Source organism: [Empedobacter] haloabium (assembly GCA_008011715.2).
GTDB lineage: Bacteria > Pseudomonadota > Gammaproteobacteria > Burkholderiales > Burkholderiaceae_D > Rugamonas > Rugamonas haloabia.
The window spans coordinates 2918812-2941139 of sequence record CP136508.1; the positions used below are offsets into that span (position 1 = coordinate 2918812).

Annotated in this window: 18 protein-coding genes; 12 read left to right on the forward strand and 6 right to left on the reverse strand. The window is 66.7% G+C overall.

The genetic code is table 11. The annotated features are described in order from the left end of the window. Positions 1-14: 14 nt before the first annotated feature. A complete protein-coding gene (locus E7V67_012800; protein WUR15942.1) occupies positions 15-1109 on the reverse strand; it encodes a LacI family DNA-binding transcriptional regulator in 1095 nt (364 codons plus the stop codon). A 145-nt stretch (positions 1110-1254) separates the two neighbouring features. Further along, positions 1255-1476, reverse strand: a complete 222-nt coding sequence (locus E7V67_012805; protein WUR15943.1) for a hypothetical protein — start codon at positions 1474-1476, stop codon at positions 1255-1257. A gap of 166 nt (positions 1477-1642) precedes the next feature. Here E7V67_012805 and E7V67_012810 point away from each other — a divergent pair, with 166 nt between their 5' ends. The 3 genes from E7V67_012810 to E7V67_012820 all read left to right on the forward strand — a co-directional run bounded on the left by E7V67_012810 (position 1643) and on the right by E7V67_012820 (position 5114). After that, positions 1643-2893: an Hsp70 family protein gene (locus E7V67_012810; GenBank protein WUR15944.1), complete on the forward strand. Its 1251-nt coding sequence runs from the start codon at positions 1643-1645 to the stop codon at positions 2891-2893. 9 nt (positions 2894-2902) lie between these two features. Continuing rightward, positions 2903-3526 carry a 3'-5' exonuclease gene (locus E7V67_012815; GenBank protein ID WUR15945.1) on the forward strand — a complete coding sequence of 208 codons (624 nt, stop codon included), beginning with the start codon at positions 2903-2905 and terminating at the stop codon, positions 3524-3526. Positions 3527-3734: 208 nt separating this feature from the next. Next, a complete protein-coding gene (locus E7V67_012820; GenBank protein WUR15946.1) occupies positions 3735-5114 on the forward strand; it encodes an SEL1-like repeat protein in 1380 nt (459 codons plus the stop codon). 19 nt (positions 5115-5133) lie between these two features. On the opposite strand, the gene E7V67_012825 is transcribed toward E7V67_012820, so the two are convergent. Continuing rightward, positions 5134-6894, reverse strand: coding sequence for a GGDEF domain-containing protein (locus E7V67_012825; protein ID WUR16271.1), 1761 nt, complete (start codon positions 6892-6894; stop codon positions 5134-5136). Between the two features lie 311 nt (positions 6895-7205). Between E7V67_012825 and E7V67_012830 the strand changes: the two genes are divergently transcribed. Together E7V67_012830 and E7V67_012835 are read left to right on the forward strand one after the other, a co-directional pair. After that, complete coding sequence (locus E7V67_012830; protein WUR15947.1) at positions 7206-9404, forward strand: prolyl oligopeptidase family serine peptidase; 2199 nt, start codon at positions 7206-7208, stop codon at positions 9402-9404. A gap of 266 nt (positions 9405-9670) precedes the next feature. Further along, entirely contained in the window at positions 9671-11392 is a 1722-nt protein-coding gene (locus E7V67_012835; GenBank protein WUR15948.1) for a DUF4214 domain-containing protein, read from the forward strand. A 5-nt stretch (positions 11393-11397) separates the two neighbouring features. Here E7V67_012835 and E7V67_012840 read toward each other — a convergent pair whose 3' ends face one another. Both E7V67_012840 and E7V67_012845 read right to left on the reverse strand, forming a co-directional pair. Beyond that, on the reverse strand, positions 11398-12387 hold the full coding sequence (locus tag E7V67_012840) for a sensor domain-containing diguanylate cyclase (GenBank protein WUR16272.1): 990 nt from the start codon (positions 12385-12387) through the stop codon (positions 11398-11400). A 127-nt stretch (positions 12388-12514) separates the two neighbouring features. Beyond that, complete coding sequence (locus E7V67_012845; GenBank protein ID WUR15949.1) at positions 12515-13540, reverse strand: sensor histidine kinase; 1026 nt, start codon at positions 13538-13540, stop codon at positions 12515-12517. A 182-nt stretch (positions 13541-13722) separates the two neighbouring features. Between E7V67_012845 and queE the strand changes: the two genes are divergently transcribed. The 7 genes from queE to nadC all read left to right on the forward strand — a co-directional run bounded on the left by queE (position 13723) and on the right by nadC (position 20121). Then, on the forward strand, positions 13723-14358 hold the full coding sequence (gene queE / locus E7V67_012850; GenBank protein WUR15950.1) for a 7-carboxy-7-deazaguanine synthase: 636 nt from the start codon (positions 13723-13725) through the stop codon (positions 14356-14358). 10 nt (positions 14359-14368) lie between these two features. Next, on the forward strand, positions 14369-14815 hold the full coding sequence (gene queD / locus E7V67_012855) for a 6-carboxytetrahydropterin synthase QueD (GenBank protein ID WUR15951.1): 447 nt from the start codon (positions 14369-14371) through the stop codon (positions 14813-14815). A gap of 3 nt (positions 14816-14818) precedes the next feature. Further along, on the forward strand, positions 14819-15346 hold the full coding sequence (gene tadA / locus E7V67_012860) for a tRNA adenosine(34) deaminase TadA (GenBank protein ID WUR15952.1): 528 nt from the start codon (positions 14819-14821) through the stop codon (positions 15344-15346). Between the two features lie 55 nt (positions 15347-15401). Then, positions 15402-16310: a muramoyltetrapeptide carboxypeptidase gene (ldcA, locus tag E7V67_012865; protein ID WUR15953.1), complete on the forward strand. Its 909-nt coding sequence runs from the start codon at positions 15402-15404 to the stop codon at positions 16308-16310. 142 nt (positions 16311-16452) lie between these two features. Then, positions 16453-18051: an ABC-F family ATPase gene (locus tag E7V67_012870; protein WUR15954.1), complete on the forward strand. Its 1599-nt coding sequence runs from the start codon at positions 16453-16455 to the stop codon at positions 18049-18051. Positions 18052-18104: 53 nt separating this feature from the next. Beyond that, positions 18105-19217, forward strand: a complete 1113-nt coding sequence (gene nadA / locus E7V67_012875) for a quinolinate synthase NadA (GenBank protein ID WUR16273.1) — start codon at positions 18105-18107, stop codon at positions 19215-19217. A 13-nt stretch (positions 19218-19230) separates the two neighbouring features. Next, the gene (nadC, locus tag E7V67_012880; protein ID WUR15955.1) at positions 19231-20121 is read left to right on the forward strand and encodes a carboxylating nicotinate-nucleotide diphosphorylase; all 891 of its coding nucleotides are present in this window, start codon (positions 19231-19233) and stop codon (positions 20119-20121) included. Between the two features lie 322 nt (positions 20122-20443). Here the strand turns inward: nadC and E7V67_012885 are convergent, their stop codons facing one another. After that, positions 20444-22150: an MFS transporter gene (locus tag E7V67_012885; GenBank protein WUR15956.1), complete on the reverse strand. Its 1707-nt coding sequence runs from the start codon at positions 22148-22150 to the stop codon at positions 20444-20446. Between the last annotated feature and the right edge of the window lie 178 nt (positions 22151-22328).

The following is a 22328-nucleotide window of genomic DNA, read 5'->3' on the forward strand; positions in this document are numbered from 1 at the left end:
ACCGCGCGTTTAGTTCAAGCCGCCAAAGAATCCGGCGCCAGGCTGGCCAGCCTTGCCGTCGCCCCATCGATGAACTGCGGCGCGAACGTGCGCGTTTGCGCCGTCACCAGTTCCCCCTCGCGCGCGTCGATCAGCCCGGCCAGCAGGTCGGCGGCGGCCTGGGCCATGTGCTGGACCGGCTGGCGCAAGGTCGTCAGGTTGTAGCTCAGCCAGTTGGACGGCTCCACCGCATCGAAGCCGGCCACCGACAGTTGCCCCGGCACGTCCAGCCCCAGCTCGTGGCGGGCGCAATCGAGGCAGCCGATCGCCATCACGTCGTTGCCGCAGATGACGGCATCCGGCACGCGGCCCAGCTGGGCGATGATCTCGCGCAGGCCATGCGTGCCGCTGGCATAGTCGAACTGGCCGGTGACCACGGCGGGTGGCGGCAGGCCCAGCTCGCGCAGGCGATCGGTCGCGCCGTTGCGCCGCTCCGTCGCCACTGGGGAATCGGCGGGGCCGGCGATGATGCCGAACTGGCGGTGTCCGGCAGCGGCCAGGCGGCCAGCCAGCAGGCGGCCGGCCTCGTACTGGTCGCACAGTACGCTGTTGACGCCGCCGGTGCGGCGCAGGTTGCGGTTGAATACGACCAGCGGCAGGCGGCGCCGCTCGAATTCGGCGATCTGCGCGTCGGTCAGGGCGGCCGCCACGATGGCGCCGTCCACCTGGTATTGCCAGATGTCGGCCAGCAGCCGGCCGACATCCGCCTCATGCTGCATGGTAAACAGCAGCACGCGCTTGCCGCGCCGCGCGATCTGGTGCGACAGCTCGGCCAGCGCCTCCGGATAGTACAGGTTCGCCATCTGCGAGATCACGACGGCGACCATGTTGGAACGGCGGGTGATGAGGCTGCGCGCCGCCGCGTTGGGAATGTAGTCGAGGCCGGCCGCGGCCTTCATCACGCGGGCATAGGTGGATTTCGATACGCTGGCGCCAGGTTTGAAGCAGCGCGACACGGCCGACTGCGACACGCCGGCCAGCATGGCGACGTCATAGGAGGTGACACGGCGTGCGGCCGCTCGCGGTGGGCTTGCCGGCTGCACGGCGGATGGTGTTTTCGTTTTAGTCATCGTCTCTCTGGGTTGCCGGTGGGCACCTGTTGTGAGTCTGAGAATAACTGAGACACTTACCGTATGGCAATTATTTCTGCCAAATAACTCCTCGAAGCTGACGAATTGTCGCGCTTGTGCTACCGCGGCGCCTGTGAAAACGTCTTCAAGCCAGCGCGACGGCAGCGACGATCGCCAGCAGCAGCGGCACGGCGGCGCCGGCGCGACGTCGCCACACCGACCGGGTGCAGGTCAGGGCCTGCTCATGCCGGTCCTGCAGCGTCACGCGGGCGGCCTGCGGGCGGACGGCGCTGCCGTGGCGGCTCGCCGGGCGAGCGATGGGATGGTGACAGCGTGGGTTGGCGATGGTATTGCCGAGGTATTTCATCGTGTCCTCCGATATTGTGGGAATTTCCAAGCGTAATTAAGTCAGGGCCGCGCTTTTTGATCTGGCGCAAACGGTTCTCTGCTAAAATACCGCCCCTTTGGCGCCGTGGCGGTGTCGCGACATCCGTGCGACCGGTCCCGACCGCCTTGGCAAATGAAAGGTTGTGATGGCAAATGCTTGCGGTGTCGACTTCGGCACGTCCAATTCCACCGTCGGGTGCGTGCGCCCGGGCCAGGGCGTCATGCTGGCGCTGGAGGAGGGCAAGACGACGTTGCCGTCCGTCGTGTTCTTCAATGCCGACGATGACCAGGTGACGTTCGGCCGCGCCGCGCTGGCCGAGTACCTGGCCGGCTACGAAGGCCGGCTGATGCGCTCCTTGAAGAGCCTGCTGGGAACCAGCCTGATGGACGGCCAGACGGAAGTGGCCGGCCGTGCCGTGTCGTTTCGCACCCTGCTGGCGCAGTTCATCGGCGAACTGAAGCTGCGCGCCGAGCGCGCCGCCGGCCAGTCGTTCTCGTCTGTCGTGCTGGGCCGCCCCGTGCATTTCATCGACGACGACAGCGAAGCCGACCAATTGGCGCAGGACACGCTGGCCGAGATCGCCCGTTCGGTCGGTTTCACGCACATCGATTTCCAGTTCGAGCCGATCGCCGCCGCCTTCGACTACGAGTCGCAGATCGACCGCGAGGAGCTGGTGCTGATCGCCGACATCGGTGGCGGCACGTCCGACTTCTCGCTGGTGCGGCTGTCGCCGCAGCGGGCCACCCGGCCCGACCGGCGCGACGACATCCTGGCCAACGGCGGCGTGCATATCGGCGGTACCGACTTCGACAAGTACCTGAGCCTGGCGGCCGTGATGCCGTTGCTGGGCTATGGCACCCAGCTGAAGAACAACAGCGAAATCCCGTCCAGCTATTACTTCAACCTGGCGACGTGGCACACGATCAACCAGGCCTACACGAAGAAGATGACGGTCCAGCTGGCCGAGCTGGTGCGCGACGCGCGCGACCAGCAGGCGCTGAAGCGGCTGCAGGCGCTGATCGACGAGCGCGCCGGCCACTGGCTGGCCATGCAGGTGGAGGAGGCCAAGATCGGCCTGTCCACCCACAGTAGCGTGCGCATGGCGCTGGACCGCCTGGCGCCGCCGGCCGTGCTGGACGTGCAGCGCACGCTGTTCGAATCCGCCATCGGTCACCTGGTCGACAATGTCGGCGCGACCGTCGACGCCCTGCTGGCCGAGGCCGGCGTGCGGCCCGAGCAGGTCGATACCGTGTTCTTCACCGGCGGCTCCTCCGGCGTGGGCCTGCTGCGCGAGCACATCGGCGCACTGGTGCCGGGCGCGCGCCGGGTCGAGGGCGACCTGTTCGGCAGCATCGGCGCCGGCCTGGCGCTCGATGCCGTGCGCAAGTTCGGCTGAGGAGCGACCATGCTGGCCGCACCGGTTGTCATGCTGGACTTCGAGACCACGGGGCTGTCGCCCGACATGGGCGACCGCATCACGGAAGTGGCGGCGCTGCGCATCGCCGACGGCCGCATCGTCGAGCGCTACGTCTCGCTGGTCAACTGCCACGTGCGCATTCCGCCTTTCATCACCAGCCTGACCGGCATCACGCAGGCCATGGTGGACAGCGCGCCCCCGGCCACGGAAGTGGTGCCGCGCCTGCTGGAGTTCATCGGCGGCGACACGCTGGCCGCCCACAACGCCAGTTTCGACGAGAAATTCCTGCGCGCCGAGGGCGGCCGGCTCGGCCTGGTACCGGGACATGACGGCACCGTCTGTTCGCTCAAGCTGTCGCGCCGCGTGTTTCCCCAGCTGGGCAGCTACAAGCTGGGCGTGCTGAGCGGGCGCCTGGGCATTCCGTTCCGCGGCACGGCGCACCGGGCCGAGGCCGATGCCGAGGTGGCGGCCGAATTACTGCTGCACATCGGCCGGCATCTGGCCAACAGCTATGGCATCGCCCGCGTCGACGCGGCATTGCTGCACTCCGTCAACAAGCTGGCCGCCGCCAAGGTCCACGCTTTCCTGCAGAAGCACGCGGCCGCCGCCTAGGCGTCACCGGTGTCAGGCACCTGTCTGCGGGGTCGGAAGACCCGCAGACGGGTGCCTGACACCATGGGTCTGGGCAGCGTTTCCGACCAGGCCGTAAAACCCATCTTCTGCCCGACAAAACCAGCCCGGCAATTGAGCGCGCTCAAATGGACTGCGCAATCAGTTATTAAACTTCTTACAACACGGAGGTGCCGCATCGGGAGCTGACATGAAACATCGATACTCGGACAACGAAGTCGGCACCTGCGCCTGGTTCCGCAGCGCCGCCGAGGGCGGCAATCCGTACGCCCAGTTCAACCTGGCGCTGCTGTACAAGCGCGGCAAGGGCGTGGAACGCGACGAGCGCCAGGCCTTCGGCTGGATGCGGCTGGCGGCGCTGGCCGGAATCGCCTTTGCCCAGAACCACCTGGGCGCCATGTACTACAACGGCTGCGGCACGCCGCGCGACGACGCCGAGGCCGTGTTCTGGTTCCGCATGGCGGCGCGCCAGGGCGACGCGTCGGCCCAGCAGAACCTGGGGCTGATGTACCGCAAGGGCCGCGGCGTGCCCAGAAGCGACGACATGGCATTGACCTGGTTCAGCCGGGCGGCCGAGCAGGGCGTCGCCAGCGCCCAGACGCTGCTGGGCGAGGCCTACGCGCAAGGCCTGGGCACGCGGCAGAATTTCGCGCTGGCCCTGGCCTGGTTCCGCAAGGCGGCGTTGCAGGGTGATCCGGCGGCGCAGCTGAACCTGGGCCTGATGTACCGGCGCGGCCACGGCGTGCTGCAAAGCGATACGCAGGCGGTGGCCTGGTACCGCCAGGCCGCGGCGCAAGGGCACGCACCGGCCCAGCGCCACCTCGGCGTGGCCTATGCCGAGGGGCGCGGGGTCACGGTGGACCTGGAGCGGGCCTGCGGCTGGCTGCGCCGCGCCGCCGACCAGGGCGACGTGGAGGCGCAGTTCAACCTGGGCGTGATGACGGCCAACGGCTTCGGCGTGGCGCGCGACGATGCCGTGGCGCTGGCCTGGTACCGGCGCGCCGCCGAGGCGGGCCATGCGCTGGCGCAGTACAACCTGGGCACGATGTATGCACACGGCCGCGGCGTGGCGCGCGATCCGGGCGAGGCGTTGGCGTGGTACCGCAAGGCGGCCGAGCAGGGCGCCGCGAATGCGCAATTCAACGTCGGCGTCATCTATGCGAACGGGCACGGCGTGGCGAAGGACGAAACGCGCGCCGTGGCCTGGTACCGCCATGCGGCGGAGCAGGGTGACGCCAGCGCGCAGAACAACCTGGGCGTGATGTACGCCAACGGCCAGGGCGTGCCGCAGGACGATGCCGAGGCCGTGCGCTGGTACCGCAAGGCCGCCGAGCAGGGCCACCCGCTGGCGCAATACAACCTGGGCGGCATGTACCACGGCGGCCGCGGGGTCGAGCGCGATATCGTGCTGTCGTATATGTGGATCTCGCTGGCGGCGGAGGCGGGCGACGAGACGGCCGGTACCAATCGCAAGCTGATCGAGCAAAGGCTGTCGCGCGAGGAGCTGGGCGCCGCGCGCCAGCTGACGCAGCGCTGGCGCGCCGAGCACCCGGCGGTGGCACGCTCTTGAAGCGCCGGCGGCGCGGCCGTCAGCGCTGCGGCTCGCGGCGGCGGTCCAGGAACAAGCTGTTGCCGTGCACCTTCTTTGCCTGTTTCTTCGCATCGGCCGCGCTGGCGGCGATCTGGTGATGCGAGTCGTACTGGTGCGGCTCGACCTTGATGACGCCGATCGACAGGCTCATCAGCGAGTAGAACACCTTCCGGCCCTGGCGGTCCTCGCTGAAGTAGCCGCCGCGCTCGCAGTCCTCCTGGCTGTAGAACTCCGTCACCGTTGCCTCGAACTCGGCCAGGATGGCGCGGCAGCGCGTTTCCCAATCCTCGCTCTGGAACAGCAACATGAAGTCGTCGCCGCCGATGTGGCCGACGAAATCGCGGTCGGGATCGCTGTGGCGCGTCAGGATATGGCCCGCCAGGCCGATCACGTCGTCGCCGCGGCGGTAGCCGTACACGTCGTTGAACGGCTTGAAGTGATCCAGGTCGCAATAGCAGACCCAGAAACGGGTGGCGCTGGCGAGCAAACGGTCGATGTGCTCGTTGATCGGCACGTTGCCGGGCAGCTGCGTCAGCGGATTGGCGTAGCGCGCAGCGTGGATCTGCATTTGCGTGATCTCGCGCATCAGGTCGTGGCCGGTGCCCATGCCCAGGTAGCGGCCGCCTTCGGTGATGATGAAGCCGTTGAACAGGTGGTGCGCATCGGATTCGACCATGCGGTACGACAGGTCCTGCAGGCTGGTGTCCTTGTCGGCCACCAGCGGCTTGGCATCCATGAACTGGCGGCATGACTTCTTGCCGTACAGCTCGCGCTGGTAGGGCCGGGCGAAATGGTCGATCATGTCGAAGCGCGAAATCAGGCCCAGCGGCACGCCGTCGTCCACCACCGGGATGATCAGCAGCTTGGGATCGTTCATGAAGATCTCGTACACCTCGTTGTTGGTCAGTGCCGGCGGCACGGCCGCCACCCGGTGCAGCAGTTTCAGGATGCTCACGGCATGTTTCTCCACGATGCGCTGGGGATAGACGGCGACGCCGTTGCGCGACAGCGCCTTGGCCACTTCAGCCGGCAACGCGCGCGCCGGGGCGGCGTTCGGCCGGCCCAGGTGGTAGCCCTGGGCGAACGCCACGCCCAGGTCGCGCAGCACCAGCAGCTCGGCCTGTTTCTCGATGCCTTCGGCGATGACGAGTGTGTTCGATTTCTCCGCGATTTCCTGGATGGACCGGACAAACTGCAGCTTGACGGGGTCGTTGTTGATGCCCTGGATGAAATGCATGTCGATCTTGACGTATTCCGGCCGCAGTTCCGACCACAGGCGCAGGCTGGAGAAGCCTTCGCCCAGGTCGTCGATGGCGATGCCGAAACCCAGTGCGCGGTAATGCAGCACGGCGTCGCGCATCTGGCCATAGTCGTAGGTGGGCTGGTTTTCGGTCAGCTCGATGATCACGCGCTCGGGCGCGATGCCGGTCTCGTGGATCAGGTCCAGCGTCTCGGCCTGGGCGCCGGCGCGTGCCGGCAGCAGGCACTCCGGGCTGACGTTGAGGAACAGCTTGCCCGGCAGCGCCAGCTCGGCAAAGCGCTCCAGCACGACGCGCCGGCACAGCCGTTCCACCTCGCGCATCAGGCCGTTCTCGCGGGCCACGCGGAACAGGGTCAGCGGCGCATGCAACGGGCTGTCCGATGGTCCCCGGATCAGGCCCTCGTAGCCGATGATGTCGCCGCTGTGCATCTGGATGATCGGCTGGAACAGCGCGGTCAGCTGGCGCCGCGCGAGCACGTCGCGCAGGTGCGCGGCCAGCACGGCGTCGGCGTCGGGCGGGGTGCCGCGGAGGTAGCTTACGTTGTCTGGCAGGCTGGACGGGCACGCCAGTGGAGCGGATGCGAAGGTCACGGTGTCGGTCGGGAAAGCGGAAAGCCGCCAGTCTATGCTTGCAATATGACAACTTGATGAAACATAGTGCAACATTTGCACGGCCCAGGCCGGGTGTGCCAAATAAACCACGCCCGCAGCGCCGCCAGAACCTTTCTTATTTGCCATGCTTCACGCTATGATCGACGCGCCCGCCATGAGCGGGAACCGACAGACATCAGATCAAGGACACAGCACACATGGCATTCCGACGCGCTTCCCTCGTACTCTCGCTGCTGGCCGCTTTCGGCGGCCAGGCCCTGGCGCTGCCGTGCGCCCCCGGCGCCACCCCGATGGCCTATCCGGCCACGCAGAAAGTCGACCAGCGCGACGACTATCATGGCACCACGGTCGCCGATCCGTACCGCTGGCTGGAAGACGCCAACAGCGCCGAGACCAAGGCCTGGGTGACGCAGCAGAACAAGCTGACTCAGGACTTCCTGGCGCAGATCCCGGAGCGTGCCGCCATCCGCGCGCGGCTGACGCAGCTATGGAATTTTGAACGTTTTTCGGTGCCGTTCAAGGAAGGCGGCCGCTACTTCTACAGCCGCAACGACGGCCTGCAGAACCAGTCGGTGCTGTACACGATGAAGACGCTGAAGGACGAGCCGCGCCTGCTGCTGGACCCGAACAAGCTGGCCGCCGACGGCACCGTGGCGCTGGCCGGCCTGGCCGTCAGCCCGGACGGCAAGTACCTGGCCTACAGCACGGCGGCATCGGGTTCGGACTGGAACGAGATCAAGGTGCGCCACATCGACAGCGGCAAGGACACGACGGACCACATCAAGTGGGTCAAGTTCTCCAGCACGGCGTGGGCCCATGACGGCTCCGGCTTCTACTACAGCCGCTACGACGAGCCCACGGAAGCGACCAAGCTGGCCGGCGTGAACTACTTCCAGAAGCTGTACTTCCACAAGCTGGGCACCAGCCAGGACAAGGATGTGCTGGTGTACGACCGCCCCGACCAGAAGGAATGGGGCTTCGCCGCCGAGGTGACGGACGACGGCCGCTGGCTCGTGATCAGCTCGTCGCAGGGCACCGATCCGAAGAACCGCGTGTTCGTCAAGGACCTGTCGAAGAAGGGCAGCAAGGTGGTCGGCCTGCTCGAAGCGTTCGATGCCTCGTACAGCTTCATCGACAATATCGGCTCGGTGTTCTACTTCGTCACCGACAAGGACGCGCCGAAGTCGCGCATCGTCGCCATCGACGTCAACCAGCCGGACCCGGGCCAGTGGCGCGAGATCGTGGCCGAGGGCGAGGCCACGCTGAAGGGCGCCAACATCGTCAACAACCAGCTGGTAACGGAATACCTGACCGATGCGCGCAGCGCCGTCAAGGTGTTCGACCTGCAGGGCAAGGCGCTGCACGACGTGACGCTGCCGGGCATCGGCTCGGCCGGCGGCTTCAACGGCAAACGGACCGACACCGAGACGTTCTATGCGTACACCAGCTTCACGACGCCGACCACGATCTACCGCTACGACCTGAAGACGGGCACCAGCAGCGTGTACCGCCAGCCGAAGGTGGACTTCGACCCGAGTGCCTACGAGACGCGCCAGCAATTCTTCACCAGCAAGGATGGCACCAGGGTGCCGATGTTCATCGTCGCGAAGAAGGGCATCAAGCTGGACGGCAGCAACCCGACCTACCTGTACGGCTACGGCGGCTTCAACGCTTCCATGACGCCAGCGTTCTCGGTGGCCAACCTGGCCTGGGTCGAGATGGGCGGCGTCTACGTGATGGCCAACCTGCGCGGCGGCGGCGAATACGGCGAAGCCTGGCACCAGGCCGGTACCAAGCTGCGCAAGCAGAACGTGTTCGACGACTTCATCGCCGCGGCCGAATGGCTGATCGCCAACAAGGTGACGTCGCCGGAAAAACTGTCGATTGGCGGCGGCAGCAACGGCGGCCTGCTGGTGGGCGCGGCGATGACGCAGCGGCCCGACCTGTACGCGGCCGCGCTGCCGGCGGTGGGCGTGATGGACATGCTGCGTTTCCACAAGTTCACGATCGGCTGGGCCTGGACGTCGGACTACGGTTCGTCCGACAACCCGGAAGAGTTCAAGGCGCTGGTCAAGTACTCGCCGCTGCACAACCTGAAGCCGGGCACCTGCTATCCGGCCACGATGGTGACGACGGCGGACCATGACGACCGGGTCGTGCCGGCCCACAGCTTCAAGTTCGCCGCCACCGCCCAGGCCGCCCAGGCAGGCCCGGCGCCGATCCTGATCCGCATCGACACCAAGGCGGGCCATGGCGCCGGCAAGCCGACCTCGAAGCAGATCGAGGAAGTGGCCGACAAGTGGGGCTTCCTGGCGCGCACGCTGAAGATGACGCCGGCGCTGCCGGCCGCCACCGCCCAGGCGCCGGCCGCTCCGGCGGCGGGCGGCGCGCAGTAAGGCGCTTTCGGGGGCTGGCCCTGCACGAGGGCCGGCCCCGGAGTTTGCCGATATGTCGCGGCAGTTCAGCAGAACGTTGGCCTCACCGCGACGCAGTACCGGGGTCGTTTGCTTGGACAGAGCGCGACACCGCTTCCAGCAGCCCCGGGAAACGCTCCCGGATCAGGTGACTTGCAAATATTTCTTGTGGTCAATTTGCCGCAGTCGCGGTACGGTTCGCCCGGCCGTGCTACCATCGCCCTGATCCGACTCAGTCCTATCCCATCATGAGCATCAACACCGGCAACAATTCCCTCGATTCCCTGGTCTACGGCGGCTGGTACGGCCTGATCGGCCAACCCGTCCAACTGACCTACAGCTTCCTGACGCGCGCGCCGGCCAATGCCAGTACCGAAGACCGGACCGGCTTTGTGGCGATGAGCGCCACCCAGCAGGCCGCCGTGCGCGATGCGCTGTCCAAGTGGGCCAGCGTCGCCAACATCACGTTTACGGAAACGGTGCGCAATACCGGCAACCTGCAGTTCGGCACCAACGACCAGGGCGACGCGAGCAGCGCCTATGCCTACCTGCCCGAGGCAGGCGTGTCGAGCCTGACGATGTACACGAATAACCAGGATGCCTACAACGCCGTGTTCACGCCGGGCAGCTACGGCCCGTCCGTCCTGATCCATGAAATCGGCCACATGCTGGGCCTGAAGCATCCCGGCAATTACGATTCGACCGGCACCACGGTCGACGGCCCCTTCCTGCCATCCGCGACCGACAACGGCGACTACACGCAGATGTCCTACAACGAACCGACCAGCTGGGCGGTCAACCGCCATTACGCGACGACGGCAATGCTGTACGACATCCAGGCCATCCAGTACCTGTACGGTGCCAACATGGCCTGGCACGCGGGCGCCGATGTGTACACCTTTACCAGTTCGGTGGCGCCGCAGTGCATCTGGGATGCGGGCGGCGACAACACCTTCGACTTTTCGGCCTGCACGGGCGCCACGGTCATCAACCTGAACGCCGGCGCGTTCAGCGAGACGGCGCCGGGCTTGAAGAATGTCTCGATCGCCTATGGCGTGACGGTCAAGACCGCCATCGCCGGCGCGGGCGGCGCGACGGTCTTTGCCAACAGCCTGGGCAACTCGCTCAATGGCGGCAGCGGCAACGACGTGTTCCACCAAGGCGCCGGCAGCGACCGCATCGCGGGCGGTTCAGGCAGCGACACGGTCGTGTTTTCCAGTACCTTCGCGCACTACGCGGTCAGCCGCGGCAGCGACGCCGTGACCGTCACCGGCGACGGCACCGACGTGCTGACCGGCGTCGAGGTGTTGCGCTTTGCCGACCGCACGATCAATGTCGGCGATCTTGCCGTTCAGGCCATGCAGATGGGCACGGCCGGAAACGACCGGCTGGCCGCCGATGCTATCGGGGGCACCATCGACGGCGACGCCGGCATCGATACGGTTGTGTTCGGCGGTGCCAGCACGGCCTACACACTGACGCGCACGGCCGGCGGCTTCGATGTCGTCGCCAGCGGCGGCGTGAAGCAGAGCCTGGTGGACGTGGAACGGCTTGAGTTTTCCGACCACAGCCTGGCGCTCGACAGCAACGGCGTGCCAGGGCAGATCTACCGCCTTTACGAGGCGGCGCTGGACCGGGCGCCGGAAAGCGCCGGCATGGGCTTCTGGATGGCGCACGAGGCAGCCGGCATGTCGATCTCGTCGATCGCACGGCAGTTCATCGACAGCAAGGAGTTCGGCGAGCGCTTCGGTGTCAACCTCGACAACGCCCACTACGTGACGCAGCTGTATCAGAATGTGCTGGGGCGCGATCCGGATGCCGCCGGGTTCGCTTTCCACGTTGGCAACCTGGACAGCGGATGGTTGACACGTGAGCAAGTGTTGCTGGGTTTCTCGGAGTCGCAGGAATTCGTCGCCGCGGTCGGCGCGACGATGCCAGTCGGCATAATGTTCGATCCCTGGTTCGGCTGAGGATCTCAGCGGGCCGCGACCACTTCTTCCAGCGTCAGGCTGATGCGGTTGCGGCCCATGTGCTTGGCGCGATACAGTGCCGCGTCCGCCGTGGCGACCAGGTGGGCGGGGTCCGTGTCGGGCGCCGCCAGCGCCGTCGCCGCGCCGATGCTGACGGTGACGTACTGCTTGCCCACGCCCAGGTTCGGCAGTTGCAGCCGCTCGACGCGGCAACGGATCCGTTCGGCCACGATGGCCGCTCCCTTCAGCGACTGGTTCGGGAGGATCACGGCGAATTCCTCGCCGCCGTAGCGCGCCACCAGGTCGTTGGTGCGCATTTCGCTGGCCACGGCGCCGGCGATGCGCTGCAGGCAGGCATCGCCACCGACGTGGCCGTAGGCGTCGTTGTACTGCTTGAAATTATCCACGTCCACCATCAGCAACGACAGCGGCTGGCCCTGGCGCAGGGCGCGCTGCCATTCCGCGTGCAGCGTATCGTCGAAGCAGCGGCGGTTGGCCAGGCCCGTCAGGCCATCCTTGGTGGCCAGCTGTTCCAGGGCGATCTGGGCCTGTTTCTCGGCCGTCATGTCACGCAGCGTCTCCACCACGGCGACGACAGCGCCATCGCCGTCCAGGATCGGGCTGACGTCCGCCGCCAGGTAGCGACGCCGCCCGGAACGCGGCATGTCGCACCAGCTCTGGGCCGACAGGTTGGCGTCGCCGCCGCCAGGGCGCTGGTGGTCGTCGTACAGCGCCGCCACCTCGCCAGTGCGGCGCTGCAACACCAGGTCGGCCAGCGTGGGGCGGGCATGCTGGTAGAAGCTGCGCCAGGCGTCGCGGGTGCCCAGCACCTCGTGCGCGAGCACCCCCGTCAGGTGTTCGCAGGCCCGGTTCCACATGCTGACGCGGCCTTGCGCGTCCAGGACAAAAGCGGGAATGACGAGCAGTTCCAGCACGTCGAAGGCGTAGCGCCGGGGTGCCTGCGCGGGCACGGGCAGCGGCTGGACGTTATGCATATTCATGGCGTTCCTGTTGTGATGACGGACGGGTCGGCAGGACATGCGGCAGCGCGCCGAAGTTGGCGCTGCGCATTATTGCCGGGGTTAAAGTGGATTGTGCATTGCGCGCAGACGCATCCTCTGATTACTCGCAATACACGGCTTGCGGTGACTCAGCGGCGCCAGGCTGGCGGCGAGCGTGCGCGGCCCCGCCGGCAGGCAGGACGATCGATACGGTGGTGCCGCCGCCGGGCCGGCTTTCCAGGGTCAGCTTGCCGCCTGCGGCGGCGGCCCGGTCCATCATGCCGGACAGGCCGGTGCCGCGCGTTTCGCAGCCGGGTGCCAGCCCGACGCCATCGTCGCGCACGGCCAGCAGCAGTTGCTCGCGCTCGCGCCGCAGCGTGACGTGGACGGTGCTGGCCGCCGCATGGCGCAGCACGTTCGACAGCACCTCCTGCAGCAGGCGAAACAGGGTCGCTTCCGCGGCGGCAAACGGCGCACTGCCGCCCGGCCCGGCGACGGCGCCCTCCAGCCCGGCGACGTCGAGCTGGCAGCGCAGCCCGGAAAGTCGCGCGAACTCGTCCACCTGGCGCCGCACGGCCAGGCGCAGGCCCTGCTCCAGCGCGGCGGGGCGCAGGTCGTTGATGACGTTGCGCAGCGCGTGGATGGTGAGCCGCACGTGCCGTTCGATCAGACCGGTCTGTTCGCGCAGCCAGGCGGGCAGGCGCGGGCTGTTGTGCAGGCTGCCGATGTCCAGGTGCAGGGCCAGCAGGTGCTGGCCCAGGTCGTCATGGATGTCGCGGCCGATGCGGCGGCGCTCGGCCTCGCGCGCTCCGGCGCGGGCGATGGCCAGGCGGCGCAGGTGGGCCTGGCTGTCGCGCCAGGCACGCTCGGCTTGCGCCCGGCGCGCCTGTTCGCGCCCCAGTTCCAGGGCCAGACGCGTACAGCGCCGTGCCAGCGTACGGCCGCGCAGCCAGCATACCAGCAGTGCCAGCGCGGTGAACGCGACCGCGGCGCAGGCGACCGTCAACGCCACCGCGGCCACGGCCAGGGGCTGGGTGGTGCCACCACCCGGGGTGGCGGCCGCGCAGGGTGCCGCCGCGGCGAGCCCAGCCAGCGCCGTGCCGTGGCAGCGCGAACATAACGGTCCCTCATGCATGCCGAGATTCATTATTGCCTCTGGTCATCTCAATTCTGACGACCTTAACCGAAGCATCCGGCACGGGTTTTGGCATGGATCAAATCGACTCGGCGGCGCACGCGCGGTTCGCTTGGCTTATAATTGAGGGTTGCCCCGAATGCCACGGCGCCGGCACGCGCCGGCCGGCCATGGGGCCGCTTCCAGGAATCATAGTGACTTACAGTATCAAAGAGATTTTCTACACGCTGCAGGGGGAGGGCGCCCATGCCGGCCGTCCCGCCGTGTTCTGCCGGTTTGCCGGCTGCAATCTGTGGACGGGGCGCGAAAGCGACCGTGCCGGCGCCATCTGCCAATTCTGCGACACCGATTTCGTCGGCACGGACGGCGAGCGCGGTGGTAAATTCGCCACGCCGGGCGAGCTGGCTGCCGTCATCGACAGCCTGTGGCCGGCGTCGCATGCCGCCAGCAAGTATGTCGTCTTCACGGGCGGCGAGCCACTGCTGCAGCTGGACGGCCCCCTGATCGACGCCATGCACGCGGCCGGCTTCACGATCGCCATCGAAACCAACGGCACCATCGCGGTGCCGCCCGGCGTCGACTGGATCTGCGTCAGCCCGAAGGTCGGCTCAAAACTGGTCGTCGCCAAGGGTAACGAACTGAAAGTCGTCATTCCGCAGAAGGACCAGCACCTGGCCGACTACGAGCACCTGGAGTTCGACAACTTCTTCGTCCAGCCCATGGACGGGCCGCTGGCCGCGTTCAACACCACGCTGGCGATCGACACCTGCAAGGCCAATCCGAAATGGAAGCTGAGCCTGCAAACCCATAAACTCCTGAACATCCCCTGACTGAGCCCTCATGCTGACCATTACCCGCAAGCTGGAATTCGACGCCGGCCACCGCATCCCCGACCACAAGAGCCAGTGCCGCAACCTGCACGGCCACCGCTATACGCTGGAAATCACGCTGACCGGCCAGGTCATCACGGCCGAAGGCAATTCCGACAACGGCATGATCATGGACTTCTCCGACGTCAAGGCGATCGCGAAGGAGCACCTGGTCGACGTGTGGGACCACGCCTTCCTGGTGTACGACAAGGACACGGCCGTCAAGGAATTCCTGGCCTCCCTGCCGAACCACAAGACGGTCGTGATCGACCGCATTCCGACCGTGGAAAACCTGGCCGCCGTCGCCTTCGGCATCCTGAAGGCCGCGTTCAAGGACCGCTACGGCACCGGCCTGCACCTGCACAAGCTGGTGCTGCACGAGACGCCGAACTGCTGGGCGGAAATCGTTGAAGGCTGAGCGTTGAAGACCGACGAGCTGCTCGCGGCGCCCGCGGCCACGCCCGAGGAGGCGTTCATGCGCGCAGCCCTGGCCGAGGCGCAGAAGGCCTGGGACCTGGGCGAGGTGCCGGTCGGTGCCGTCGTCGTCAAGGACGGCGTCGTCATCGCCACCGGCTTCAACCAGCCCATCGCGGGCCACGATCCGACGGCGCATGCCGAGATCGTGGCGCTGCGCGCGGCCGCCCAGGCACTCGGCAACTACCGCCTGCCGGGCTGCGAGCTGTATGTCACCCTGGAGCCCTGTGTGATGTGCTCCGGCGCGATGATGCACGCGCGGCTGGCGCGCGTGGTGTATGGCGCCGGCGATCCGAAAACCGGCGCGGCCGGTTCGGTCGTCAACCTGTACGAATCGGCCCAGCTGAACCACCACACGCGGGCCGTCGGCGGCGTGCTGGCGGCCGAATGCGGCGACCTGCTGAGGTCATTCTTCGCGGCCCGCCGCGCCGCCGCCCGGGCGGCCCGCACCGGTAGCGTCATCGCCCAGTCTTGATGGGCGCCGCCACGGCGGTTAAGATGCCCCGTCATCATTGAACCGAGGGGCCAGCTTGAGCAAAGAGACTATCGGCATCGCCATTGCCGCGCCGGGCGGCTACGCGCTCGACGACGCGCTGCTGGCGCGCGGCATCGCCCGCCTGGAGCAGCAGGGCTGCGTGGTGCACAACTACTATGACGGCGCACGCAAGCACCAGCGCTTCGCCGGCACCGACGACGACCGCCTGGCCCAGCTGCACGCGGCCGCGCGCGACCCGGACGTGCAGGTGGTGGTCGCGCTGCGCGGCCAGTACGGCATGTCACGCATCCTGCCGCGCATCGATTTTCCCTTGATGGCCGCCAGCGGCAAGCTGTTCGTCGGCTACAGCGACTTCACCGCCTTCAACTGCGGCCTGCTGGCCGCCACCGGCGCGAAGAGCTTCGCCGGTCCGATGATGTGCGACGACTTCATCCGCGACGAACCCGTCGACTACACCCTGCGCCAGTTCTGGGACTGCCTGCGCGGCCCCACGCACCAGGTGCGCGGCGAGGCGGCCGGCAATCCGGCGGTGGACGTCACCGGCACGCTGTGGGGCGGCAACCTGGCCATGCTGGCGCACCTGGTCGGCACGCCGTACCTGCCGCGGGTCGACGGCGGCATTCTCTTTTTGGAAGACATCAACGAGCACCCGTACCGCGTCGAGCGCATGATCCTGCAACTACTGTATGCGGGCGCGCTGGACGGCCAGCGCGCGCTGGTGCTGGGCGACTTCTCCGGCTACCGCCTGGCGCCCACCGACAACGGCTACGACTTCGACACGATGCTGGCCTACCTGCGCGCCACCCTGCCGATGCCGGTGCTGACCGGGCTGCCGTTCGGGCACGTGCGGCACCGCTGCACCTTGCCGTTTGGCGGGACGGCGCGGCTGGTGTCGGATTCCACCGGCTTCGATCTCACCGTGTCTGACTACCCGACACTTTGAGAAGACCCATGGTGACAGGCACCTATCTCGGGGTCTTCGACCCCGAGATAGGTGCCTGTCACCGGTGTTTGTCAGCGCTGCCGAAGAGCGCGAAGGATGGTAAAATGCCCGGTTAATTGAATCTACGCATAAGGGCTCATCAGTGCTATCCACCGCTAACATCACCATGCAATTCGGCGCCAAGCCGCTGTTCGAGAATATCTCCGTCAAGTTCGGCGACGGCAACCGTTATGGCCTGATCGGCGCCAACGGCTGCGGCAAGTCGACGTTCATGAAAATCCTCGGCGGCGACCTGGAACCCTCGGCCGGCAATGTCTCGCTGGACGTGAACGAACGCCTGGGCAAGCTGCGCCAGGACCAGTTCGCATATGAAGAGATGCGCGTGCTGGACGTGGTCATGATGGGCCACACCGAGATGTGGGCGGCGATGCAGGAACGCGACGCGATCTACGCCAATCCGGAAGCCACCGACGACGACTACATGAAGGCGGCCGAGCTGGAAGGCAAGGTGGCCGAGTACGACGGCTACACGGCCGAGGCGCGCGCCGGCGAGCTGCTGCTGGGCGCGGGCGTGTCGATCGACCTGCACCAGGGCCCGATGAGCGCCGTGGCGCCGGGCTGGAAGCTGCGCGTGCTGCTGGCGCAGGCGCTGTTCTCCAATCCCGACATCCTGCTGCTGGACGAACCGACCAACAACCTGGACATCCACACGATCCGCTGGCTGGAAGATGTGCTGAACCAGCGCGACTCGACGATGATCATCATCTCGCACGATCGCCACTTCCTGAACCAGGTCTGCACCCACGTGGCCGACATGGACTACGGCACGCTGAAGATCTATCCGGGCAACTACGACGACTACATGCTGGCCTCGACGCAGGCGCGCAACCAGCAGCTGGCCAACAATGCCAAGGCCAAGGAAAAGGTCGCCGAGCTGCAGGACTTCGTGCGCCGCTTCTCGGCCAACAAATCGAAGGCACGCCAGGCCACCTCGCGCGCCAAGATGATCGAGAAGATCAAGGTGGAGGACATCAAGCCGTCCTCGCGTGCCTATCCGTTCGTGCGCTTCGAGGGCGAGAAGAAGCTGCACCGCCTGGCCGTCGAGGTCGATTCGATCTCGAAGACCTACGACAAGACGCTGTTCAAGAACTTCTCGATGCTGGTCGAGGCGGGCGAGCGCATCGCCATCATCGGTGCCAACGGCGCCGGTAAAACCACCATGCTGCGCTGCATCGCCGGCGAGATCGCCAAGCTGCAGCCGGACACCGGTTTCGTGAAGTGGGCGGAAAACGCCAACGTCGGCTACATGCCGCAGGACCCGACCGAGGAATTCGCCACCGACGCCACCCTGACCGACTGGATGGGCATGTGGACGAAAGAGGGCGACGACGACCAGGCCGTGCGCTCGATCCTGGGCCGCCTGCTGTTCGGCGGCGACGAGGTGAAGAAGTCCGTGCGCGTGCTGTCCGGCGGCGAGAAGGGCAGGATGATGTATGGCAAGCTGATGCTGGGCCGTCACAACGTGCTGCTGCTGGACGAGCCGACCAACCACATGGACATGGAATCGATCGAGTCGCTCAACATCGCGCTGGACAAGTACGCCGGCACCCTGATCTTCGTCTCGCACGACCGCGAGTTCGTGTCGTCGCTGGCGAACCGCATCATCGAGATCAAGGAAAACGAGGTCGTCGACTTCCGCGGCAACTATGAAGAGTATCTGACCAGCCAGGGTATCGATTAAGGAGATCCTTAGTGACCGCCACAGCCATTCCCATCAAGACCGTCGAGTATGAAATGCCCGTGCTGGAGGACAACCAGCAGGGCGGCAGCTGCGTGGCCCACGCCTGGGCGCGCACGCCGGCACCGGTGCCGGCCAGCGAGAAGATCGCGCTGAAGGAGCGTATCCGCACCTTGCTGCGTGAGCGCGAGGCGGTATTGGTGGCGCATTACTACGTCGACGCCGACCTGCAGGACCTGGCCGAGGAAACCGGCGGCTGCGTGTCCGATTCGCTGGAGATGGCGCGCTTCGGCCGCGACCATCCGGCCAAGACGCTGGTCGTCGCCGGCGTCAAGTTCATGGGCGAGACGTCCAAGATCCTGAGCCCGGAAAAGACCGTGCTGATGCCCGACCTGGACGCGACCTGCTCGCTCGACCTGGGCTGCCCGCCGGAGGAGTTCGCGGCGTTCTGCGACCAGCATCCGGACCGCACCGTGGTCGTCTACGCCAACACCAGCGCGGCCGTGAAGGCGCGCGCCGACTGGATGGTGACGTCGTCGATCGGCCTGGACATCGTGCAGCACCTGCACGAGCAGGGCAAGAAGATCCTGTGGGCGCCGGACAAGCACCTGGGTTCCTACATCCAGAAGCAGACCGGCGCGGACATGCTGTTGTGGCAGGGCTCCTGCCTGGTGCACGACGAGTTCAAGGGCGTGGAGCTGGACCTGTTGAAGGCCGAGTACCCGCATGCGAAGGTGCTGGTGCACCCGGAGTCGCCCGCCAACGTGGTGGCGCAGGCCGACGTGGTCGGCTCGACCTCGCAGCTGATCGCGGCGGCCGTGTCGCTGCCGGCCGATACGTTCATCGTCGCCACCGACAACGGCATCCTGCACAAGATGCGGAACGCGGCGCCGACCAAGACCTTCATCGAGGCCCCCACGGCCGGCAACAGCGCGACCTGCAAGAGCTGCGCGCACTGCCCGTGGATGGCGATGAACGGCCTGCGCAACCTGGCCGACGTGCTGGAAAACATGAGCAACGAGATCCATGTCGACCCCGAGGTGGGCCGCCAGGCGCAACGTTCGATCAACCGCATGCTCGATTTCGCGGCCGCGAAAAAGGCGCGCGTGGCGCCGGGTGCCGATCTCGCCCAGGAAGCCAAACTGTTCTCGGGCATCGGCCCGGCGTGAGAGAAAAACAAGAATGAGTACGTTGTTGAATCCCTTTGCGCCGTTCGACGCGGCGCTGAAACAAGCCTACGAATCGAACCTGCTGGCCGCGCTGCTGGAAGACGTCGGTACCGGCGACCTGACCGGCCAGCTGGTGCCGGAAGGCGCCCGCTCGACGGCGCGCGTGATCGTGCGCGAGGAGGCGGTGCTGTGCGGTGCCCCGTGGTTCGAGGGCATCATGCATGCGCTCGACCCGGCCATCGGCATCGAGTGGCACTACGCCGAAGGCGACGTGATGACGGCCGATTCGCCCGTCTGCACGATCGTCGGCCCGGCCCGCGCGATCCTGACGGCCGAGCGCTCGGCGCTGAACTTCATGCAGCTGCTGTCGGGCGTGGCGACCGCCACGCGCCGCTACGTGGACGCGATCGCCGGCACCACGGCCGCGATCCTCGATACGCGCAAGACCTTGCCCGGCCTGCGCCTGGCGCAGAAATACGCGGTGCGGGTCGGCGGCGGCCAGAACCAGCGCCTGGCGCTGTATGACGGCATCCTGATCAAGGAGAATCATATCGCGGCGGCCGGCGGCATCACGGCCGCGCTGGCGGCGGCCAAGCGGGTGGCCGGTGCCGGCGGCGCGCAAGTCTCGATCCAGGTCGAGGTGGAAACGCTGGAGCAGCTGGACGAGGCGCTGGCGGTGGGGGCGACCTCGATCCTGCTGGACAACTTCACGCTGGAGAGCATGCGCGCCGCCGTCCAGGTCAACCGCGGCCGCGCGCTGCTGGAAGCCTCCGGTGGCGTCAACTTCGACACGGTGCGCGCCATCGCGGAGACCGGCGTGCACCGCATCTCGATCGGTGCGCTGACCAAGGACGTGCGGGCGACCGACTACTCGCTGCGCATCATCGGCTCCGCCCTCGGCTGATAGCGGGTGATCCGCTGGGGTCTGTCCCCGGTAAGTGTGAACGTATGAGGTTACCGTTGGCGGTGTCAGGGGACTGACCCCGGTTTTTATCGCACGATCCGATCCGCTGACTAGACCGAAGGGGACAGGCACCGATCCTGCGGATCGGAGCCTGTCCCTGGTGTCATTTCAGCCGCGGTTGAAAACCGGGGTCAGTCCCCTCGATACGCCGCCATTCGCCCCGCGCGCCATCACTTACCGGGGACAGACCCCAAGCCCGGCAGCCGTCGCGGCGGCGCCCGAAAGGGCCCGGGTCAGACCCGCCGGGTCTGACCCCAACCCCTCAATCGCCGGCGTAGATATCGCGGTCCTTGGTCTCGCGAATGAAGATCGCCCCGACCACCAGCGTGATCAGGGCGACGACGATCGGATACCACAAGCCATAATAGATATCGCCCTTGAACGCCACCAGGGCGAACACGGTCGTCGGCAGCAGCCCGCCGAACCAGCCGTTGCCGATGTGATACGGCAGCGACATCGACGTGTAGCGGATCCGGGTCGGGAACATCTCCACCAGCATCGCGGCGATCGGGCCGTACACCATCGTCACGTACAGCACCAGCACGAACAGCAGCAGCACCATCATCGGCTTGTTGATCTGGTCAGGATCGGCCTTGGCCGGGTAGCCGGCCGCCTTGATCGCCGCGCCCACTTCCTTCTTGAACGCTTTTTCCCGCTCGGCGCTGGCCGCGTCGAAGTCGCTGCCGGTGGGCTGCATCACGGCGTTGAACGACGTGACTTCCTTGTCGCCCACGCGGATCTTGGCGATGGACCCGGCCGGCGCGTCCTGGCGGGTGTAGTTGACGGAGGCTGACGACAGCGCGGCCGTGGCGATGTCGCAGGAGGACGGGAATTTCTCCGTGCCCGTCAGCTTGAACTGGAAGTTGCACGAGGCCGGATCGGCGACGACGACGACCGGGGAATTGCGCAGCGCCGCCTCCAGCGCCGGATTGCCGTAGTGGGTCAGGCCCTTGAAGATCGGGAAGTAGGTCAGCGCGGCGATCAGGCAGCCGCCCAGGATGATCCACTTGCGCCCGATCCGGTCCGACAGCGCACCGAAGAAGATGAAGAACGGCGTGGCCAGCAGGAGCGCGATGGCGATCAGGATATTGGCCGTGGCCAGCTCGATCTTCAGGGTCTGCTGCATGAAGAACAGCGCATAGAACTGGCCCGTGTACCAGACCACCGCCTGGCCCATCGTCAACCCCACCAGCGCCAGGATGACGATCTTCAGGTTGTTCCACTTGCCGAAGGCTTCCGACAGCGGCGCCTTCGAGGTCTTGCCCTCGGCCTTCATCTTGGCGAAGGCCGGCGATTCGTTCATCGACATCCGGATCCACACCGACACGCCCAGCAGCAGCACGGACAGCAGGAACGGGATGCGCCAGCCCCACGCCGCGAACTCCTCCTCGCCGACCGCCAGCCGGGTCGCCAGGATCACCAGCAGCGACATGAACAGGCCCATGGTGGCGGTGGTCTGGATCCACGACGTGAACAAACCGCGCTTGCCGTGCGGCGCGTGCTCGGCCACGTAGGTGGCGGCGCCGCCGTACTCGCCGCCCAGGGCCAGGCCCTGCAGGATGCGCAAGGTGACAAGGATGATGGGCGCCGCCACCCCGATCGAGGCATGGCTGGGCAGCAGGCCGACGATGAACGTGGACAGGCCCATGATCAGGATCGTCACGAGGAAGGTGTATTTACGCCCGATCATGTCGCCCAGGCGGCCGAACACGATGGCGCCGAAGGGGCGCACGATGAAGCCGGCGGCGAACGCCAGCAGCGCGAAGATGAACGTGATGGTGGGGTCGCCGATGAAGAACTGCTTGGCGATGATCGACGCCAGCGCGCCGTACAGGTAGAAGTCGTACCACTCGAACACGGTGCCGAGCGAGGACGCGAAGATGACCTTGCGCTCCTCCTTCGTCATGGGCGTCGCCCGGTTCCTGCTGCCCAGGTTGCGGGGGTCCGCGGTGCCAGATGAAATCGTCATTGTCTTGTCTCCTGATAGTCGCGTGATGCGAGGGGGCCGTCCGGGTCATGCGCCCGGTTCTCTGGTCGGCTGGAACCCAGTGTGGTCCGCGAAACTTACGGCTTGCTTGCTCCAGCCTTACACGAAACTTACGCCGCCGGCCGCTGCACAGGCCGCTGTCCGCGAATATTTCGCACGA

Coding starts and splice junctions, on each gene's coding strand:
- E7V67_012800 (WUR15942.1), bottom strand. CDS start 1,109: ATGACTAAAACGAAAACACCATCCGCCGTGCAGCCGGCAAGCCCACCG.
- E7V67_012805 (WUR15943.1), bottom strand. CDS start 1,476: ATGAAATACCTCGGCAATACCATCGCCAACCCACGCTGTCACCATCCC.
- E7V67_012810 (WUR15944.1), top strand. CDS start 1,643: ATGGCAAATGCTTGCGGTGTCGACTTCGGCACGTCCAATTCCACCGTC.
- E7V67_012815 (WUR15945.1), top strand. CDS start 2,903: ATGCTGGCCGCACCGGTTGTCATGCTGGACTTCGAGACCACGGGGCTG.
- E7V67_012820 (WUR15946.1), top strand. CDS start 3,735: ATGAAACATCGATACTCGGACAACGAAGTCGGCACCTGCGCCTGGTTC.
- E7V67_012830 (WUR15947.1), top strand. CDS start 7,206: ATGGCATTCCGACGCGCTTCCCTCGTACTCTCGCTGCTGGCCGCTTTC.
- E7V67_012835 (WUR15948.1), top strand. CDS start 9,671: ATGAGCATCAACACCGGCAACAATTCCCTCGATTCCCTGGTCTACGGC.
- E7V67_012840 (WUR16272.1), bottom strand. CDS start 12,387: ATGCATAACGTCCAGCCGCTGCCCGTGCCCGCGCAGGCACCCCGGCGC.
- E7V67_012845 (WUR15949.1), bottom strand. CDS start 13,540: ATGAATCTCGGCATGCATGAGGGACCGTTATGTTCGCGCTGCCACGGC.
- queD (WUR15951.1), top strand. CDS start 14,369: ATGCTGACCATTACCCGCAAGCTGGAATTCGACGCCGGCCACCGCATC.
- nadA (WUR16273.1), top strand. CDS start 18,105: ATGCCCGTGCTGGAGGACAACCAGCAGGGCGGCAGCTGCGTGGCCCAC.
- nadC (WUR15955.1), top strand. CDS start 19,231: ATGAGTACGTTGTTGAATCCCTTTGCGCCGTTCGACGCGGCGCTGAAA.
- E7V67_012885 (WUR15956.1), bottom strand. CDS start 22,150: ATGACGATTTCATCTGGCACCGCGGACCCCCGCAACCTGGGCAGCAGG.